Annotated in this window: 17 protein-coding genes; 6 read left to right on the top strand and 11 right to left on the bottom strand. The window is 52.1% G+C overall.

The features are described 5' to 3' along the window. Positions 1-45: 45 nt before the first annotated feature. Positions 46-2058: a cation:proton antiporter gene (locus tag ACHZA2_RS06155; protein ID WP_319578969.1), complete on the bottom strand. Its 2013-nt coding sequence runs from the start codon at positions 2056-2058 to the stop codon at positions 46-48. Between the two features lie 106 nt (positions 2059-2164). Between ACHZA2_RS06155 and ACHZA2_RS06150 the strand changes: the two genes are divergently transcribed. After that, entirely contained in the window at positions 2165-3085 is a 921-nt protein-coding gene (locus ACHZA2_RS06150; protein WP_319578968.1) for an ROK family protein, read from the top strand. Between the two features lie 3 nt (positions 3086-3088). Then, complete coding sequence (locus tag ACHZA2_RS06145; RefSeq protein WP_319578967.1) at positions 3089-4363, top strand: clostripain-related cysteine peptidase; 1275 nt, start codon at positions 3089-3091, stop codon at positions 4361-4363. A gap of 25 nt (positions 4364-4388) precedes the next feature. Here the strand turns inward: ACHZA2_RS06145 and ACHZA2_RS06140 are convergent, their stop codons facing one another. The 3 genes from ACHZA2_RS06140 to thpR are packed head-to-tail and all read right to left on the bottom strand — an operon-like array spanning position 4389 to position 8195. After that, positions 4389-6146, bottom strand: coding sequence for a tetratricopeptide repeat protein (locus ACHZA2_RS06140; RefSeq protein ID WP_319578966.1), 1758 nt, complete (start codon positions 6144-6146; stop codon positions 4389-4391). Positions 6147-6186: 40 nt separating this feature from the next. Further along, positions 6187-7587, bottom strand: a complete 1401-nt coding sequence (cca, locus tag ACHZA2_RS06135) for a CCA tRNA nucleotidyltransferase (protein WP_319578965.1) — start codon at positions 7585-7587, stop codon at positions 6187-6189. Then, entirely contained in the window at positions 7584-8195 is a 612-nt protein-coding gene (gene thpR / locus ACHZA2_RS06130) for an RNA 2',3'-cyclic phosphodiesterase (protein ID WP_319578964.1), read from the bottom strand. Before thpR ends, cca begins: the two co-directional genes overlap by 4 nt. 60 nt (positions 8196-8255) lie before the next feature. Here thpR and ACHZA2_RS06125 point away from each other — a divergent pair, with 60 nt between their 5' ends. Continuing rightward, positions 8256-8519: a glutaredoxin family protein gene (locus ACHZA2_RS06125; protein WP_319578963.1), complete on the top strand. Its 264-nt coding sequence runs from the start codon at positions 8256-8258 to the stop codon at positions 8517-8519. A 9-nt stretch (positions 8520-8528) separates the two neighbouring features. Continuing rightward, complete coding sequence (gene nrdD, locus ACHZA2_RS06120; protein WP_319578962.1) at positions 8529-10724, top strand: anaerobic ribonucleoside-triphosphate reductase; 2196 nt, start codon at positions 8529-8531, stop codon at positions 10722-10724. A gap of 35 nt (positions 10725-10759) precedes the next feature. On the opposite strand, the gene ACHZA2_RS06115 is transcribed toward nrdD, so the two are convergent. From ACHZA2_RS06115 to ACHZA2_RS06095, 5 genes are all read right to left on the bottom strand, one after another. Then, the gene (locus ACHZA2_RS06115) at positions 10760-12097 is read right to left on the bottom strand and encodes an NAD(P)/FAD-dependent oxidoreductase (RefSeq protein WP_319578961.1); all 1338 of its coding nucleotides are present in this window, start codon (positions 12095-12097) and stop codon (positions 10760-10762) included. 66 nt (positions 12098-12163) lie between these two features. Beyond that, entirely contained in the window at positions 12164-12595 is a 432-nt protein-coding gene (locus ACHZA2_RS06110) for a CS domain-containing protein (protein WP_319578960.1), read from the bottom strand. Further along, positions 12576-13208, bottom strand: a complete 633-nt coding sequence (locus ACHZA2_RS06105) for an ArsR family transcriptional regulator (protein ID WP_319578959.1) — start codon at positions 13206-13208, stop codon at positions 12576-12578. Before ACHZA2_RS06105 ends, ACHZA2_RS06110 begins: the two co-directional genes overlap by 20 nt. 47 nt (positions 13209-13255) lie before the next feature. Then, a complete protein-coding gene (gene guaB, locus ACHZA2_RS06100) occupies positions 13256-14716 on the bottom strand; it encodes an IMP dehydrogenase (RefSeq protein ID WP_319578958.1) in 1461 nt (486 codons plus the stop codon). 1 nt (position 14717) lies between these two features. Then, complete coding sequence (locus ACHZA2_RS06095) at positions 14718-15404, bottom strand: (5-formylfuran-3-yl)methyl phosphate synthase (protein ID WP_319578957.1); 687 nt, start codon at positions 15402-15404, stop codon at positions 14718-14720. A gap of 42 nt (positions 15405-15446) precedes the next feature. Here ACHZA2_RS06095 and ACHZA2_RS06090 point away from each other — a divergent pair, with 42 nt between their 5' ends. Both ACHZA2_RS06090 and tmk read left to right on the top strand, forming a co-directional pair. Next, positions 15447-16118: a HisA/HisF-related TIM barrel protein gene (locus ACHZA2_RS06090; RefSeq protein WP_319578956.1), complete on the top strand. Its 672-nt coding sequence runs from the start codon at positions 15447-15449 to the stop codon at positions 16116-16118. Then, positions 16112-16708, top strand: a complete 597-nt coding sequence (gene tmk, locus ACHZA2_RS06085) for a dTMP kinase (protein WP_319580946.1) — start codon at positions 16112-16114, stop codon at positions 16706-16708. Before ACHZA2_RS06090 ends, tmk begins: the two co-directional genes overlap by 7 nt. Here tmk and ACHZA2_RS06080 read toward each other — a convergent pair. Together ACHZA2_RS06080 and ACHZA2_RS06075 are read right to left on the bottom strand one after the other, a co-directional pair. Beyond that, positions 16686-18419 carry a hypothetical protein gene (locus tag ACHZA2_RS06080; RefSeq protein WP_394698505.1) on the bottom strand — a complete coding sequence of 578 codons (1734 nt, stop codon included), beginning with the start codon at positions 18417-18419 and terminating at the stop codon, positions 16686-16688. The genes tmk and ACHZA2_RS06080 overlap by 23 nt on opposite strands. Positions 18420-18537: 118 nt before the next feature. Beyond that, a complete protein-coding gene (locus ACHZA2_RS06075; RefSeq protein ID WP_319578954.1) occupies positions 18538-20112 on the bottom strand; it encodes a hypothetical protein in 1575 nt (524 codons plus the stop codon). Positions 20113-20277 lie beyond the last annotated feature (165 nt).

Genomic DNA, 20277 nt, shown 5'->3' with positions numbered 1-20277 from the left:
TCAGATTGTGGAGTCTCTGTATCACAAGGATATAAGGAGCATGATTTACTCTGCAGGATCACAGACATCAGGTTCATTTCCACATGGATGAAACGCCATCCTGATCTCATCAGGCCTGCCGATGATCATCAGGATGTCTGATCCTCTGATAACATCCTCCCCTCCCGGGTTGATGATCATCCGGTTACCGCGTCGTATCGCTACAACCGATACATGAAACCTGCTCCGCAAATGGCTCTCTGCAAGGTTCTTTCCAGCCAACGGTGACGAATCAGAGATCCGGATCGTCTTCATATCGATATCAGGAACCAACCCTCTGAGATCGTCAAATGTGGCAGGAGTCGTGGAGACGCTCCTCAGCATCTGGTATCCTCCTGCCCTGATCTCGGTGATGAGTCGTTCTATCTCGTCCTCAGGGATCAGGTATTTGTTCAGGATCCTGGTGAATATCTCGATTGAGGTCTCAAACTCCTCAGGGATCACATCGTCTGCTCCGAGGTCTACGAGGGTGGCGACCTCCCCCATAAACCTGGTTCTGACGATGATGTACACTCCCGGGCTCAGTTCTCTTGCTATCCGGACGGTCTGCTGGGTCGCAAAGGGATCATTGACCACCACCACCAGGACACGTGCCTGCTCGATCCCCGCCTTTATGAGGACGCCCGGCTGGGCGGCATCGCCGTAGAGGATAGACTCACCCTTCTTCCTCTCTTTCCTGACAGTATCCGGGTTCATCTCGATGATCCGGTATGGTACACCTGCAGCCTTAGCTGACCTGGCAACGTTCATTCCGTTCAGTCCGAATCCCACGATGATGATATGATCCTTCATCACCTGGGCTGGTTCCTTGTCTTGCGGTGCTGCATGATCAGGAACAATTCTTGTGAGCGGTGCAGCCAGTCTCGGAGACACCCGGGATGACAATGAGATGAGGAGGGGAGCGAGCCCCATTGTTACAACCGACACATCAAGAAAGAGCTGATACTGTTCTGCGACCAGAATTCCTGCTGAAACACCGGTGGTTGCGAGGATGAACGAGAACTCCCCAATCTGGCTGAGGGAGATTCCTGTGAGTACCGATGATCGGGCAGGGAGGCCTGATGCAATTGCTGCGAGTGTTCCGGTTGCATATTTTATCAGAATTATGACGATGACCAGTTCTATCACGATAGCGGGATGGGAGAGGAGGTACGAGAGATCGAAGATCATACCGATTGAGATGAAGAAGAATGCCGCAAAGATGTCCCTGAATGGGATCATGTTGTACATGGCATGCATCGAGTACTCCGACTCCGAGATGATCAGCCCTGCAAGGAATGCCCCAAGTGCCATCGAGAGGCCAATCTCAGAGGTCAGATATGCGATAAGGAGGCAGGTTCCGATCACGATAAAGAGAAACATCTCCCGGTTGCGGAGCCGTGCAGCGTAATGGAGCAGGTATGGGATCACGTACCGGGATGAGATGTACACAACCGCAACGATCAGGATCCCGCCAAGCAGAAGTTTCAGTGCAGAAGGGCTGTCTGTAGTATCACCTCCAAGAATCGGGGTGATCATCATCATCGGGATGACGATAAGATCCTGGAAGATGAGGATACCAAGGGCAGCTTTTCCATGCGGGCTGCCGACCTCCTGCCGGTCTGCAAGGACCTTCATCACAATTGCAGTAGATGAGAGAGAAACGAGCATCCCGACAAACATGGCATGTTTCAGGTCAAGCCCTGCAAGATTCATGAAGGCTGATGTGAGCAGTATTGTTGAGAAGACCTGAACCGCTCCCCCGATCAGAACAAAATGTCTGCTCTTTAGAATATGGCTGATCGAGAATTCAAGGCCTATCGTAAAGAGAAGAAAGATCACACCGAACTCAGCGAAGAACTCGATCGAATCCTGGTTATGAATAAGCCCGAGACCTGCAGGTCCGACGATGATCCCGGTGAGGAGAAATCCGACAACTGATGGGATTTTGATCCGGTACAGGGCGAGCAGCAGGAACACCGAGAGGAGAAAGATGATCACAATGTCAGTGAAAAATGTTGCATATATACCCTCCATCATGTTCTCCTGATAATCTGTTCAGTTTTGTGGCTCATAATATAGGTCATTTCTCCCGTCCGGGTCTTGGAGACGCTTTTATCCCTGCAACGCTGAGGCTGTTGTACGAATGAGGGTTGCAGGAGTCGCAGACATCGGGGGGACAAACACAAGGGTGGCCCTGGTCAGGGAGGACGGGATGATCCTCTCGGTGGAACGGTTTAAGACGCCGGCAGGAACCGATCCTGGTGAGGTCGCTGCACGGGTCGGTGCATCACTTTCAGATCTTGCAGGAGGATCAGGTACGGATTTGTGCGGTATCGGTGTCTCGGTTGCAGGCCCGGTTGATCTGAAGACCGGCTGTATCAGCAATCCTCCCAATATGCCCTTTGATCAAGTTTCGGTTGTTACTCCTCTTATTGAACTGTTCGGTCTGCCTGTCACCCTGATGAACGACTGCCGTGCAGCCGTGCTCGGTGAGGTGTTTGCCGGAGCCGGGAGGGGGTATCGGCACGTCGTGTACATCACCATCTCCACTGGAATCGGAGGAGGTGTCTTTACTGATGGAAAGGTCCTGCTCGGCAGAGGTGGAAATGCCGGGGAGATCGGGCACTTTACGGTCGAGTCTGCATATTCGCAACCCTGCTCATGCGGCTGTTTTGGACACTGGGAAGGCTGTGCATCAGGGCGGGGAATCCCTTCATTCTTCCGGACCTGGTGCAGAGTTCATGGACATACCCCCCATAAATCCCTCACAACAGTTGAAGAGATCCTGAATGCTGCCTCACAGGGAGAACAACTAGCCCTTGAGTTCTCCGGGGTTCTGGCTATGGTCAACAGCCGTGGCCTCTCAACCGTTATCGTCGCGTATGACCCTGAAATCATCATCCTCGACGGTCCTATCGTGACTGCTCACCGTGAAACAATCGTTGATTCTGCAGTCCGGTGCCTCGATACGTACCTTGAAACACCTGTAATTGTCGTAAGTCCACTTGGAGGAAATGCCCCCCTGCTCGGGGTTGCGGCGGCTGTATTCTCACGAGAGGTCTGAATCATGCTTCCTGGCATGGCATCTCTGATGCAGATTGCAGGATCTGTGACAGTAGTCGCTCTTTTCATCCTCCTCCTCACATCTGCAGCTGCAGCCGAGGAGCAGACCGGAAAGGTTCTGGTCGCGGTGTACGCGGCCGGAGGAAGTCTTGAGACCGATTATGGGCTGATCACCGAAGATATCACCCAGATGGTTACAGGAGCAGCGAACACGACTCCGCAAACCCTCGAACTCCTGGTAGCCTACGGGGGGTCGGCAAGACCGGGCTGGCAGGGGATGACGATTGCGAACAGGTCAGGCCTTGCTCATGACCTTGCAGACGGCAGACTTGGGAACCGGACTGATGCGGTCGCCTGGTATCCTGATGCGAGCATGGGAAATGCCAGCACGGTCGGTACATTCTTACGCACGATTCGTGCTGGATACAGGTATGACCGGGTCTTTCTGATCCTGATCGGTCATGGTGAGGCCTACACCGGGATGCTCTTTGATCAGAATCACAAGGAAGATCCGCTCACGACGGCGGAACTTGTCAAAGGGCTGGAGATAGGGGGATTCAATGTGGAGGTCATCGGACTTGATACCTGCCTGATGAGCACCCTCGAGGTTGCATCCCGTCTGTCCGGGTATTCCAGGTACATGATCGCGAGCGAGGAGTCTGAACCTGCAGAAGGCTGGCGATACGATTCATTCATCTCCGGCCTGGTGAAAAATCCTGACGCACCTGTTTCAGATATCGGTCGTTCACTCCTTGAGACGTATCTTGCAAATCCTGCACAGGGCAAGACACTCTCTGTCCTTGACCTGGATGAGGCCGGGGTGGTGACTGCAAGCCTCGACCGTCTCTCAAAACTGCTTCTTCCTCTGCTTGACACCCCTGAAGGGTACCGTTCCCTGGCAGATGCATTCAATAAAACACAGCAGTTCGGCCTGACATCCGAGGGAGTGCTCGACCCTGCAACCATGGATCTCATCGGATTTGCTGAGGAGATCAATAGAATAGATCCAGGTCTGGAGGGTCCATCAGACGATCTGATCAACGCAACCAAAGCGATGGTCATCCTTTCAGGGCATGATGACCGTGTTCCCGGGGCAAAAGGGCTAGCCATCCTTTCGCCGGTTCAGATCAACCCGGGATTTTATCAGTATTACCATGACGAGGCGTTCATCACCCCGTCATGGGACCGGCTCCTTGCGAGGTACCTGGAGATCACCGATCAGGTGGACCCTGCACATCTCCGCTCAGAAAAGAATGAGACCCGGGAGATGCCACAATAATCCCTCCCCACACCAGGGTCAGGTGTTATCTTCGTTTTCTTGCCAGAATGTATGCAATTGGCACTGCCCCGGTTATCACGATCAGGGGTAGTGGTGTCTTCTTTGGCTGCTGATCCAGGGCATCCAGTTTTGCCGTGACCGAGGTCATGTTAGCATTGATCGCAAGTGCTTCTCTGTATGCACGTTCGGCACTGCCCTTCTGACCTGCTGCCCCGAAGACATCGCCCATGTGCTCAAGCACCCGTGAGTCATCGCTCGTTCCGTTCAGGATTGGCTTGTATGCGAGCTCTGCATCTGCACTCCTTCCGTCCCTGATAAGAATGCGTGCCTTTTCATCGATGATCGGCAGTGAACCGCTCACATTTGCAAGAGATCTGTCAAGGAACTCCAGTGCCTCACTGCTGCGGCCTACTCCTGAAAGTGTCTTTGCCTTCTGGATGATCAGTCTCTGATCCTCGGGACTTGCCAGAAGGGCAAGATCGAGTGACTGCAGGGCTCCTGATGTATCACCCATCTCTGCCTGGTTTCTGCTCTTTCCTGCCCATACACCAGTGACCTTCGGGTCAAGTTGCAGTGCAACCTCGTATGCGGTATCAGCTTCGCTGGTGCGGTTCAGGCTTGAGAGTGAGTCTGCTTTCCCAACCCAGGCTGTGGCTGCCTGTGGCCTGAGTGAGATCGCGATCTCGTAGGATGCGAGTGCCTCACTGTCCCTGCCCAGGGCATGAAGTGCCTTGCCCTTCCCTGTCCATGTGGCAGGATCAGACCCTGCAAGACCAACAGCCTGTTCATATGCTGCCAGAGCCTCATCGAACCTGCGTTCCTCCATCCAGACATCACCGATGCTGGTCCAGGTATCAGGATCAGTCTTCTCGAGGCGCAATGCCTGCTGGTATGCCTGGACGGCATCATCGTACCTCTTCTGGCTGACATAGACATGACCAAGACTCTTCCATGCCTTCAGGTCCGTGTTGTTGAGTGCTATGGCGCCCTTATAGGCATCGATCGCCTCATCGTATCTTTCGAGATCTGCAAGTGTAAGCCCTTTGTTTGTGAATGCCACCCCGTCTTTTGGATTGAAAGCAAGTGCCATCTCGTAACTCTTCAGGGCGTCATCGAGCTGACCGAGATTGTACTGGGCGTTGCCTTTGTTGTACCACGCCTTGCTGTCCTTACTGTCATGCTGCAGTGCAACCTCATATGACTTGATAGCGTCAGCGTACGCACCTTTGCTGTACTGGGCGTTCCCCTTTGCAAAGATGGCCTCTGCATTCTCAGGGTCCATCTGAATTGCGGCCTCGAACGCCCTGATCGCCTCGTCGTACTGCTGGAGATCAGAGAGCACGTTCCCCTTTGCCATCCATGCCTGAACATCAGACGGATCAAGTTGGATGGCCACATCATACGCCGTGAATGCAGAGGTCAGCAAATTTTTGTTGTACAGCGCATTGCCTTTATTATACCAGTAATCTGGGTTCCGTGGATCTATGCCGATGGCGACCTCGTATGCAGCGATCGCATCGTCAGGTTCCCCGAGTTTGAAGAGTGCAACCCCCTTGTTGTACCAGGCCGCTGCATTTCCGGGGTCAGCCTCAATGGCATGAGTGAATGCATCGATCGCCTCCGAGTATCTCTGCTGGCTATAGAGTGCGTTCCCGCTTGTGAACCACTCCTGCGCCGTTGTCGCCTGAAGGGGCTGGACGAGGATCAGCAGGATCAGCAGCACAGCTGGGATTACCTTCAGGGAGGAGGCGGTCATATCTTGGACGAGATTAGGGCCTGACATGTAAATAGTTTCCAATCGCAGGATTTGTGTATTCAGGAGTTCAGGTATTCTTCTGTTGCGTCTCCATCCTTCGAATCCTGACAAGCGGAGAACGCTTCATCAGAAAATCGCTCATAAAGATCTCAAACCCTGGCGCCCAGCATTCCATACCTGACAGGATCGCATACTCCTCTTCCATCATGATCTTTACATGTTTTCCAAGAGCAGTCTGAAAGACCTCCTTTGAGGAGAAGAGTTCACGGACCGTTCTGAACTTTCGCTCGAGCTCAACCCCGTACCTTCCGTCCTTGATAAAGGGGCCCGCAAAGATCGGGGTATTGTTCATGTATTTATCCAGAAACTTTCTGGTATTGGATGAAGAGTTTGCCGGAGGGCCGGCATGGTACCTGACAGCAGGCAGGGCGTCTACCAGGAGTTCAAAGAGGATCATCGACCGGTCGGGTAGCATCGTTGCATCTGCCCTGGCAACAACGAACTCGTGCCGTTCAAGGAGTTCGGTCAGGGTCTGCATGCTCTTTCTGAGCTGGGGAACCACGATATCCTCGATAAGCGGCGGGGTGGGGAGCGAGATCGCGTAGAAAAAGGATCCCCGCCGTGAGAGTTCGTTTTCTACCTCTTCCCTGGTCATGATGCATACCGGTGGGCGATAGAAGAACCATCGGGATGGCGACTCAAGGTACCCTCTGCAGAGCTCGCTGAACTCAAGCAGTTTTGTGAGTGAGACCGATGCTGATACATTACGCCTGGGGTCTACCGGGTCGATGACCACAAGCGGATCCTCAAACTCCTTTGCCTGATGCTCTTCGATATCGATCACAAGCCCGGGACGCCAGTCTGCACCCGCGGTGATGAGGTTCTTAAATCCGCCATAATGGAGCGTGAGGAGCTCGCAGAGGTATCCTGCAAACCCCTCCGTCATCTGGTCTGATCCGTACACTCCCCCGGCCTTGACAAACTGTTTGAGGAGGAGAACATCGTCGGTGAACTGCCCGATCCGTGCAGAGATATAGCGGTTGTGAAACGGTGTCCGGTCGACGGCACTCTGAATCCCGGTGGCAGAGGTTACCCTGTAGCAGGGGACGAGATCCACGTCCATCCCGTGTATCGTGGCATTCACGTACGGGTGCTCGGCGTACTTCTCTACGACCTGCTCGGCATGTCGGGCAGCGATCGAGTGGGCGAGAGAGAGTCCTTCGCGTTCGAGTTCCTCACGCGGGAGCTCAGGGTCAAAGAGCATGAAGATGTCGAGATCCCTATCACCCCTGACACAGGTTCTTCGTGCAACTGAACCGACCAGCATCCCGGTTGCCATCCCCCTGGCATTTATCTCCCCGATGAGGAGATCTGCAAGGGCATACATCTGTTCCAGTTCCTCAGTGGTCGGGCGGATCTCTTTCAACACCTCCTCCTCGAGTGAACTCCGTTTCTCTTCCTCGCTCACAGCCTGACCTCCAGAAGATCAGTATATATCGGTCCCTGGGGCGTCAGTTCACTCTTCTTGAGAACAAACCTGTCCACAGGAAACGACCCTGAACATGAGTTGCTGATTCCGGCAACCTCTTCGAAGATATCCGGGTGAGACTGTCTGACCCGGGCCAGCGTGATATGCGGTCTGAATCTCCGACCTTCTGCAGGAATGCCGAGTGGCACCAGGGCTTTTTCTATCGCTGCTGCAAGGGTGTTACAGTCCCCGGGATCATGAACATCCCCCCAGATGACACGGGGCGATCGCGGACTGTTCAGGGTTATCGATCCCAGGTCAAGGGTGAATGGCGCACCTTTCACAGCCTGAAGGGCAGCAGTGATCGAAGGCAGGCGTGACCCCTCCACCTCCCCGATGAACCTGATGGTGATGTGCATGTCCGGAGGATGTACCATCGTGAGTCGTGCACGGCTAGAGCGAATCATCTCCTGGGCCTCTGCGTACTGGCTCCTGATCTCTTCAGGGATCTCTATCGCGATAAACAGCCGCACCATTATGGTTAAAAATCTGAGTGCATCGGGCATAAAGAGAATGGGGCAGCCTGGTTGTACTGTTTGATCTGTCACACCCTCTGCCTAGCAACAAAATATACGGTTGCTGATTCTATCATAAGATACAGGGGTCACATGAAAGACGGGGCAGGCTTCATCGTTTATACCCTCGAATTTTGTCCGCGATGTGAGATTCTCAAGGAATATCTGGCGTCGCACAAAATTCAGTTTAGTATAGCAGACATGTCATCAGCCGCTTCACTGACTGAGCTTCGGGTGAATGGCGTCTTTGTTCAGGAGGCACCGGTCCTTCAGATGGGGAAGAAGTTCCTTACCAGTAAGGAACTTTTCGGGGGATCCGATTCCGTGAACGAGAGTGCCATCGCAGCTCTTCAGTAGGAAGGCGGCATGGGACGAATAACAAAGCAGATTACACTTGATGGTCTGTCGATCCCGGCTATGCCGTCCGTCAGGACAAGTGACGGGCATATCCTTGAATGGGACCGGGAGAAGATAGCGAAGCAGATCGTCAAGGAGACCCGGCTTGTTGAGACTTTTTACGGGTATGAAGGGGCAGACGAAGAGGGGGCCCGTGAGATCGCCCGTGAGGTAGAGGACCGTATCCGTAAACTTGGTCTCAAGAGTCTTTCCGGGCCGCTGATCAGGGAGATCATGAACATGGTCCTCCTTGAGCACGGGATGGTTCAGTACCGCAATGTCTGCACCAGGGTAGGAACCCCGGTGTACGACGCCCACCTGATCGATGTCGGCAGGGGGTTTGAGGCAAAGGACAACGCGAACCTGCAGGAGAATGCAGAGACATCGCATAAGAAGAAGGCAGACAAGATCAGCAAGGAGCAGTACCTGCTCCAGTTGCCGCCGCATCTCGCAGACCGGCATCTCTGTGGCGATCTTCATATCCATGATCTTGAGTACTTCGGGAGCAGACCGTTCTGTCAGGACTGGGATCTCAGATACTTCCTGTACTACGGGCTGATGCCTGACGGAAACGGGACCAAGGCATCTGTGGCAGGGCCGGCAAAGCGTGCTGAGGTCGCTGTGCTCCATGCGGTGAAGGCTCTCGGGTCTGCACAGACGAACTTTGCAGGCGGTCAGGGATACTACAACTTCCTCACGTTTCTGGCTCCGTTCTTTGAACGGATGCCGTTCGAAGAGATGAAGCAGCTGATGCAGATGTTTGTATACGAGATGACCCAGATGATGGTCGCCCGTGGCGGCCAGCTCGTCTTCTCATCAGTGCAACTCTCTCCCGGTGTTCCAAAACTCTGGAAGGACAAGCCCTGCGTATACAACGGAAGGGTCTGGAATGGCAAGCAGGCTCCTCTTAAAACCTACGGGGAGTTTGAACGTGAGGTGCGTCTCCTCTTCAAGGCACTCATAGAGGTGATGCTGGAGGGAGATTACTGGGGCAAACCCTTCAACTTCCCAAAGCCTGAGATCAGTATCGAGCCTGACTTCATGCAGGAGGATGAGCAGTATAACCGTGCTCACCCTGATCTCCCGACCTACACCGATCTCTATCTCCTCACCTTCGAGCTCGCATCCAAGTTCGGCACTCCGTACTATGACAACCAGCTCCCTGCATACCGGGGGGCCGGAGAGGGGATCTCATGCTACCAATGCTGTGCATATCAGTTCTCAACTGTTGCGGATCAGGACAAGGACTTTGATCGCAAGCTCTACTTCGAGGACGGGATGCACTTCTCAATGGGATCGTGGGGTGTTGTCTCGCTCAACTGCCCACGTGCATCGTACAAGGCAGGTGGAGACGAGGAGCGGCTCTTTGCCGAACTGAAGGCACTCATGGATGTGGCGGTCGAGGTCTTCAGGATCAAAGTCAGGTGGATGGACCTCATTGGCAGGAATGGACGGATGCCCTTTGCCATGCAGCGTCCCCGTGACCCGGTCACCGGTGAGCGGGGCGCTATGGCTGTTGATTTTGACGGCCTGGTCTTCACCATCGGGGTTGTTGGTCTGAACGAGATGGTGCAGCACTTCACCGGCTCACAGCTCCATGAGAGTGACGATGCGTTCAGGCTTGCAGTCAGGGCAATGACCGAGATGGAACTCTATGCCCGCGAGATAACAGCAAAGCACGGGATGACCATCGCTCTCGCCCGGACCCCGGCAGAAACAACCGGCCAGCGTTTTGCGGTTGCCGATCTTCTCAGCAGAGAGTACGAGGAGCATGCAATGCGGGTGATCAAAGGGAACCTCGGGTATGCCCTGGATCATCTGGGTGAGACACGTGATCTCCCGATCTACTACACGAACGGGACCCACGTGGCTCCAGGGGCAGATATCCCCCTGGCACGACGGGCAGAACTGGAACATGTCTTCTTCCCGATTGTCGACGGGGGAAACATCTTCCATATATGGCTCGGGGAGGCACGACCTGATCCCCGCGGGCTTATGGATATGGCGATGAAACTCTGTCGTAACACCCAGATTGGATACTTTGCCTTCACCAGGGATCTCACCGTCAGTCTTCACCAGTTTACCGAGTACAAAGGAAAGAAAACCCCGGTCTCATCATTTGAGACCCCACATACACCAGCCGATCACCAGGTACTGGTCTCCTGATTATGCCTGGCTCCCTGGCTGGTTTTAACTGAATCCTAACTTTCTTTTCTCTCAGCAATTGTTTCAGCAAGGTACCTGCCGATCCACCCGGTACCGTCAGCAGATGGATGAACCTCAATGAACCGTTCCATCTGGTCGATGGATACACCTGCGTTGATCAGCAGGGCATGGTATGCCGCGATCACCGAGGCATACGGGGACGCTTCTGCCATACCAAGGATCTCGCCAGAATCCGGATCTGCTGTCATCGAAGCCTTACCTGTGGCCCGGTCAGGGATAGCCCAGAAACTTCCCGGTCCGGCAGGTGAGGGTATGGTCACCTTCAGGCCTCCCTGGTCATGATGACCGCAGAAGGCGAGATCATTCCTGAGTTTTATCGCCTGTGGGACGGTTTTAAGAGGAGCCGGAGGCTCTCCTCCGAGTATGATATCAGCAGCAGTCCTCCCCTGCCACCGTGCAACAGGGGTCAGCGACGAGGTCCCGGTCACATCTCCGACTGCATATACACCCGGAACTCCTGTCTCCATCCTCTCATTCACTCTGATGAATCCGCCATGAGTGAGAGAAACCCCACTGATGGCACTCACCTCTGCCTCAGTTCCTGAAGCAATAAGCACGGTGTCTGCCCCGATGACGCTGTTGCCTTCAGAGGTTCTGATCTCAACCCCTGAGACATGATCTTCTCCCATGATCCTGATTACTGCTGCCTGCTCGTTGATGTTTACCCGACGTAGTTCCCGTTTTGCCTCTTTTACCAGGATATCGGGAAACTCTTTGAGCAGGGTCGTTCGGGCAAGGATGGTGACTTGAGAACCGAGGAGTGAGAAGATGTATGCAACCTCTGCTGCGATGACCCCGCCACCGATGATGACCAGTCTCCTGGGAAGGGTGGGGAGTGTGAAGAGTGATTGAGAGGTCTCCACCCCGGGGAGTTCCTCTCCTGGAATGTTCAGTCTTCGTGGATGCGTTCCTGTCGCGATGATGACCGCTTCAGGCTCCAGGCGTTCTCCACTGATAATGACCGTCCGCCCTTCAACACGTGCTTCACCGCTGACGATCGTTACTCCAGCAGTCCGGGTCTCCTCTGCGATAACCCCTGCTATCGTGCTGATGATCTCACGCATCTTTGCGATGAGGGTAGGGTAGTCTAATCCCGGCACACCGGTGATGACACCTGATCGGTGGAGCACATCAAGGTGTTCCATTGTTCTCGCCACGTCGTTCAGGGCACAGATAACCATGCATCCCTGATGAAGGCACTGGCCCCCAAGCCCGTCGCTGCGTCGGTCTGCGAGCAGTACATCTTTGCCTGCACCGGCAAGCCTCATGGCTGCATATCTTCCAGCCGGGCCTCCCCCGACCACCACAATCATGAAGTGTGGTATGCTCTCTCCGGTGATAACTGATGAGTTTCCGAAATGACGTGAAGTAAAAAAAGATTATTCTGTGATATCGGCAGGAATTACTGCTTTAGTGAGGGTGATATCCACGACCCCGTTTGTGATGGTAAACGAGCATGATTCAGGGACGATCTGAAATGAAAGATCGACTGGTGCCCGGGCACCTCCTGCTGTAATAAACACCTTCTCTGCATCGAACTCGATCTCAGGAAGTTCTGAAAGTGATGACGGGAGTGCAATGGTCAGGTATGCAACCTCTCCTGCATCTACGATCTCGTACCCGACTTCGAACGGTTTTTTGAGCGGGATCTCCTGATCAGATGTTTCACTGGTGATGATGGCGCACCCGATGATCCGGGGTGCTTCATACTCATTGTCTCCTGGGTAGCGCATATTCTGGTCGAGACCTGTGACCTGCTCTATCAACCGGGCAAGGTTTTTCATCAGGTCATCATAAGGGTTGTTCGGCATAGTTTCCTCTCAGTCGATAACTCGATCCTGTTCTGCATGCGATTCCCTGTTCAACGAGCGCTTCTATGGCTTCTTCCACGGTAGAAGTATCAAGATCAGTCAGATGTGAGATCTCCTCAACGGTCCGTGCGCCATGGGCAAGTGCAACCGCGACCATCAGCCCGGTATCCCCGTTCCCGGCAAGACGACCCTGTCTGAGTGCCTCGCTGATCTGCTGATCGATCTCCCGTTCCAGCTCCTCCAGCCGCAGAGTGATCTGCTGACGTGCAGAGATCATCTGCCAGAGTTTCAGCAGGGAGATTATGAACTTCTGATCCTCGCTCAGCACGAGGGGAATGAGACCCTGTTGCTGTCTGTCGAGATGTACCTGGATATTGATATCATGTGCCAGGTAGTAATACTTCCTCCGTTTTTCATCATGCCTGAATGAGAGAATACTGGCCTCTTCAAGCATCTGGAGGTGATCTATTACTGCCTTTGGTGATATCATCAGTTTTTCTGATATCTCGGTGACAAAGCATGGCTTATCCCTTATTAATTCAATAATACGCCTGCGATTCCGATTTCCCAGAATATCGAGCAGCAGGGAAAGTTCAGCCTCTTCGTCACTCACTAACGTATAGTTAGTGTCATATTTATAAAAATAATTGGTTGCGTTGATCAGATACGGTAGTTCGGAGCCTCATCAGTGATCGTAATATTATGCGGGTGACTCTCGAGGTACCCTGCCTGTGTGATCCTGATGAACCTCGTTTTTAAGTGCATCTCCTGGATGTCAGCTGAGCCGGTATATCCCATCGCTGACTTGAGTCCGCCGATCATCTGGTAGATGACGTCCTGCACCGGACCCACATACGGGGTAACTCCTTCGACTCCTTCTGGCACGAACTTTGTCCGTCCGATCTCCTTCTTCTGGAAGTACCGGTCACTGGAGACACCGCTGCTCATCACACCAAGGGAACCCATGCCCCTGTACTGCTTGTACTTGCGCCCCTGAATTGTGACCAGGGACCCCGGTGCCTCGTCGGTGCCGGCAAACATGTTACCCATCATCACCGAGTCTGCACCAGCTGCAATCGCTTTGGCAACATCTCCGCTGTACCTGATCCCACCGTCCGCGATAACCGGGACACCGGCAGGAGATGCTATCTCAGCAACCTGGGCGATCGCGGTAATCTGGGGAACGCCTACTCCGGCAACCACACGGGTTGTGCAGATCGATCCGGGACCAATTCCGACCTTCAGACCGTCAACGGTATCTGCGAGTGCCTCTGCAGCTGCCCTGGTGGCAATGTTACCTGCAACAACATCGCAGGAGAGGCTCGCCTTGATCTCTTTAACTCCCTTTACCACGTTCAGGTTATGTCCGTGTGCACAGTCCACCACGATCGCATCTACACCAGCATCTGCCAGCATTGATGCTCTCTTCTGATCGAACGGACCCACTGCTGCTGCAACCCTGAGATTGCCATTTTCGTCCCGTATTGCTCCCGGAAACTGGCTCTTCTCAAGAAGGTCCTGCATTGAGATGATCCCGATCAGGCTCTTGTCTTTGCCAACCACTGGAAGGCGCTCGACCTTGCGTGAATACATCAGATCAAAGGCCTCATCAAGGGTGATCTCTTCGGTTGCAACTAGGGGCTCGTGTGTCATAATTGATGACACTCTTTCTGAGCCACGGCGGCTTGCGATCGCCCTGATATCACGACGGCTGACGATCCCGATCACCTTCCCATTATCGACAACCGGTACCCCACCGATTCCGTGGAACACCATGAGACGTTCAACCTCGGTAACCGTGACCTCAGGACCAACAGTCAGCACGTCCCGCTCGATGATCTCGGCCTCACGCTTGACAGCCCTGACCTCTTCGACCTCCTGCTCGGCTGACATGTTCCGGTGAATGACGGATATACCGCCAGCGCGTGCCAGGGCGATCGCCATTGTCGAGGTGCTGACCGTATCCATTGCCGCACTCACGAGTGGGATATTGAGTGAGATATTGCGGGAAAATTTCGTACAGACTGAGGTCTGGTCAGGTTCAACCTCTGAAGCTGCTGGTTCCAGCAGTACATCATCAAATGTGAGACCCTTTGGTGCTTCCAATTTTTCCAGAAACATGTTAGTGAACCATGCTGATCGCTTTCATAACTAATTCCTCTCTGACTGTAGCCCTGCGGTCTCCTCCACAGACCATCCCTCTGACTCCGATGATCTCGGGATTTATCCGTTTCAGAGTCTCCAGGTCTTCGAACTTGAGTGAGCCCGCTAACGCGGTCTGTAGACCATATTCGCGGTTCATTGCCGTGAACCGGGTGAGGTCTGCCTCGTTCATGAACTCGAAGGTTGACTTCCCATCTTTTATTCCGGTATCAACCATCGAAATATCTGCTCCTGCATCGGCAGCGATAGGAACCAGGTCAAACGGTGATATGGTCTCAAGACGTTTCCAGTCTGAGTAGGCAGCAATCACAACGGTCTTTTCAGGATAGGTATCTTTGACTGCCCTGACAACGGCTTTTATTAATTCACGGGCTTCTTCTTTCCCGTCAAACATCAGACCGATCTTGATATAATCTGCACCTGCTGCTGCAGCACCAAGGGCTGTGAGGGCAGCACCTCCGGGTTTGTAATCAAAATCGCCGATAGCTGCACTGACGGGTTTATGAGTGAGATCTTTGATCGCCCGAATTATCCAGGGAAAAGAAGCACCGAGCGATCCCTCCTCAGGGCGTTTTACGTCAACAATATCGGCAGCAAGCGCCATTTTGGCTTCTTCTATGCTGGCCGGGCTGACTAATAACTGCATACATTTTATGCAACTGGTATCTAAATAGTGATTACGTTTGATATGGACCTTATCCTCGCGGCTGACCTGAAAAGTGGCAGTATTGTTCACGGAAAGAGTGGGAGACGGGACGAGTACCGGCCTGTTCAGACCCCTCTCGCCTCGACTGCCGAACCGATCGGGTATCTAGAGGAGATCAGACCGCGGTATCTGTACATCGCTGACCTGGATCGGATCACCGGTGTCGGGAGTCATGACTCTATTATACCTGCTCTCGCTAGGGAGGTGAAGACCCTCTATCTCGATCGGGGATGCAGATCTCCTGATGATGTGCTGGACTGCCCCGGTGTGATACATATTATCGGAACCGAGACAGCGGGATCAGATCTCTCTGTATTCTCAGGAGGGTTTCTCTCAGTTGATATGAAAGACGGACGTGTGGTTCCCGAAGGGACAGATCCGGTTCAGGCCCTTGTAAATGCGGGTGATTGTGCGTTTGAAGGGTGTATCCTGCTTGACATCGGTGGTGTCGGCACCAGGAGAGGACTTGATCCTGCATTTCTGGAACGCTGCCGGACAGCGTACCCAGGCCGTCTCTTCTGGGGCGGAGGGGTTGCCGGAATGCAGGACCTCACTCTCCTTGACAACTGTGGTTTTGATGGGGCCATCATCGCGACTGCTCTTCATTCCGGTGCGATACCTCTGGAGATGATACGAGGGGGATGCCTGTGCTGATAACGATTGAAGGGATAGACGGGTGTGGGAAGAGTAGCCTGCATGAAGCCCTCGCGGGCAGGCTCAGGGATCTCTCACCGGTGATGACACGCGAGCCGGGTGCAACCTGGATTGGGGACCAGGTACGGCGTGCGATAGCAGAACAGGTTGACCCTATTGCAGAAGCCCTCCTTTTTGTCGCCGATCACGCAGCCCACCTCCGTGAGGTGGTGCGGCCCGCTCTCGCAGATGGAAGGCTGCTCATATCTGACCGGTACATTGACAGCAGGTTCGCCTACCAGGAGGTCTCGCTCTCCGGATTCTTGCCTGACCCGCCTGGCTGGCTTTCAGCGGTGCACAACGGCTGGACGATCATTCCAGACCTGACCTTTCTACTCGTGTTGCCGGTGGAGACCGCCCTCGCCCGGACACAGAAAAGAGGTGCTGCAGAGCATTTTGAGAAGACAGAGGTGCTCACAAAAGTTCAAAACAATTACCTGAACCGTGCCAGGGCAGAGCCCGGACGGTTTGTGATCATTGACGGAGCACTAGCACCAGAAACGATCCTGAATTTTGTCGAAAGTAAGATCAGGAAGAGGGCAGGGAAGTAACTACCCCTGATTGGATTGGGACTACGCGGTAATCTCCGTAACTCAATACCTGTTCTCCTTTTTGTGCCTTTGTAATCAGCCATGATCTTCCGGATGGCTGGGTTTTTTGATCAAGTTCAGATACCCTGTCCCCGAGCCAGAACTTGAGAGTGTAATAGACCATCTTATCCCAGCCGTCTGTCTCTGATGATGTATCCCAGAGGACACCCATCTGGTCGCCAGGTAATGAGTAGATTGCCTGGCAGAAGGGGAGTGTGGATCCAAAACTTCTTGCGGTCTGGATCTCCCAAGCGGTGATCGCCACCGAACTGAAAAGAGTAAGCAGAATTATCAGAACTAGATACGGAACAATCCCTTTTCTGAACCTGATGACAATTCCACAGAGAAGGGTCAGGACCCCCCCTATAAGCAGAGAGAGTAAGGTTATCAGATTCCCTGAAACCAGGGAGTACAGGTAAAATATTGCAGCATTGTTGTTCGGCTGATGAGCGAAGGGGAGCATGACTGCTAAAGTTATGATTACTGTAACGATGAGACTGGCAAGAGCAGGTTTCAGGAAAGTGGTTGTGTCTCCTGCACAAGTCAGTCGATCAAGCCCGATGATCCCTCCGATGATGATCAGCGGGATGATAGCGTCAACATACCTCCCACAGATCGAGTATTCGTATGAGAGGTTACACATGTGGGCGATTGTGAATAAGAACAGAATAATGGAGAAGACAGAGCAGTACAAGAGGGCTGGGATGCTCCCTGATCTGGCAATCTGTTCTTTCTGCCCTGGTGAATATGACCCGAACGCTGGTCGCATATATGAGTATCCTGCGAGAATTGCCAATATCGGAAAGATGATGAACGATCCAAGCAGGAGATAGTCCAGATGCTGCAGGAAGACATAGACCAGATGGACAGGATTGCGGGTCAGCGCCTCAGTTATCAGAGTAGTATAGTAACTGGTACTGTAACCTGACGGGAGTGAACCCTTCATAAGTAACTGATCGACGACCCACATCAGATATAATAGCAATCCCGGACCTGCGATCAAAATCAGTTTTTTCTGCATTGTCTTTGTGACCTGCAGATACCCTTTAAGAAACAACCAGGCCATAGTAAGAACCAGGGCTATTACCATGGAGATACCGGTTCCACGGGTGAAGTAGAGAATAAAAACTGATAGTCCTGTAAAAATATCCCATCTGCATGGATTATCTGTTGAGAATGATTCTTTAACAAACCAGACTGAAAAAAGGGTCAGGGGTATGAACAGTGCCTCGCTCATGAGGACATAGGTGTTCATGGTGACTGCGGGGAGGAGGGCAACAAGCAAGGCTCCTGAAAATGCTACTCCTCTTGATGTTACTGATTTCAAGAGATAATATGCAGGGAAGATGATGCTGGTTGTCAAAATGGCATTGATGGCCAGCATGTTATGATATACAACGTACTTATCGGGACTGAAGAGGTATGCGAGGCTGGCAACAAATGAATATCCGGGTGAGAACGGCCATGGGGGATACGGCAGATGAGTGGTGAGCAGGGCCCCGTTGTAGACCTGCCTGGCAATGATATCATACACCAGTTCATCTTCGAAGATCTGCGGGCTTACTATCAATCCGGATAACAGGATCCTGACACCTGCAATGACCCCGAAAAGACATAACAGAATAATAAACGAACTTTTCTCGCCTACTTTAGAGAGAAGGCTGTCGGGCATCGGTTCTGACATATCCATCGTCTGTTACTAATGGTATGAGGTGAACATCTGATATAATGCACCATGGCATGTGCATAAAAGCCTGACAAATCGCAGCAGAGACAGTCATCCTGAAAAATCAGGATGATTCGGGTCTCCTTGTGAGAAGGGTAATCTTCTCTAGAATTCTTGACATGCCGATATTTGTAGAGCCTAGTCTCTCCCGCCAATTCTTTGGAACATCTGTAAACGCTGTCTGATTCAGGGAGTCATACTGCACGACTGAATAAAAGTCAAGATCATTAAACCTGTCTGGTGGATTTTTAGAGATAAATGACAATAAATCGCCGGGATCAGAATTTTTGATTATCAGTGTCAATGGCATCTCATCCATAGTATGCCGTTCAAACCATCTGATATTCATTGCCCCTCCTATGAATGGTGCAAGTATCCCAGTGTACTCGACTGATCTGACTGTGAGAGTGTCATGGGAAAGATACGTGATTACATTTGCATCCCAGAAATTGGCATAAGCGAATCTCACTCCGTTCTGAGACAAGGTATCTATTAATTTATATTGCTCCTCATTTGGTGATGTATTCAAACCGACAGTCAGGCCTGCCATCATGACAAGGTTCACTGTTACCAGAAATATGAGGAGATATTGTGCCCATGCAATCCTGCTATGTGAGTGATAGATAACGATTATTGCAGCAAGATACGCCAGAACCGGTATCTGACTGATGTAGGCCCATGCATCCATCTCTGAGAAGACAATGATGATTCCCATTGTGCAGACGATGGACAGGAGTGAGAAGATCACAAGTCTTTTGTCAGTTTCCGGTAGGGCTGTTCTTTTAATATAAAATGTAAGAACCACAAGAACTGCCATAATCACTACAATGAGTATTGTTCTTGGAATCTGACCCGGATAGAAGAGATCAGGTATGAGGTATGACTGGAGAATAGTAAAGAAATTTGAGAAATCAGTCTCTGTTCTTGAGAACAGTTTGAAGGTAAAGTCTCCGTACTCAAACAGCATCGGGTTAAAATACTTGATAAAATGTGCCAGTATCGATGCAATCCCTGCAGATGCCACAAAAATCAGTCTGGGCTGGTAGTCTGTGTTCCAGAAAAGAACATACATTACAGCCAGGGGAACCACAAACCAGATCACCAGTAACGAGTCTGATATCGTCACGATGATCAGTATACAGATTGGAATTATTATCCTGGGAAAGGTGTCCCACTTCTTTACAAACGTGAGATACATCAGGATACCAAGGAAGATAACCGTAGAGTTATGAAAGACCGGGAGGAGGTATTTACTGGCGTAATAATACAGATGCCAGATCTGTGTGGACGGACAGCATGAGGCCATCAGGGCGATGAACAGAAGGACCGCAGTTTTATTCTTAAGAACAGAGTATAGAATCAGAGAAAAAACCAGGATTATTGCCAGGAACTGAACATAGCCGGTTAATTTAAGGACGAGAGGACTGAAGTCTGACAAAACCTGGGGGATGAAGAAAAAACAGATATCTTCGAGAATATTTGGATCCGGAGCAGGTAATACAAAATCATTCAGTAACGGATTTCCATGGTTCCAGATCTCCATAGCCATGAGTCCGGGAACGACAGTGTCTGACGTGAGCGGCTGTAACACAGCAACAAGACACTTACAGATCAGTCCGATGACGCAGCATATACACAAATACCCCGCAATCAGTGCCCGGCTATGGGTGCTGCAAAAATCGACCGTCTGTTTCCTGATTTGAAAAAAAACTGAATCCATTTTATATGTAGGTTCTGCTTCAGGATCCCTGAAAGATCTGAAAAAATTTTACTGGTTAATCATCCCTTATCCGGACCGTCACCA

The sequence above is a fragment of the uncultured Methanospirillum sp. genome (assembly GCF_963668415.2).
In the GTDB taxonomy this organism is placed as follows: Archaea; Halobacteriota; Methanomicrobia; order Methanomicrobiales; family Methanospirillaceae; genus Methanospirillum.
Note: the sequence above shows the minus strand (reverse complement) of the source record. Positions and strands in the feature narration are given on the sequence as shown.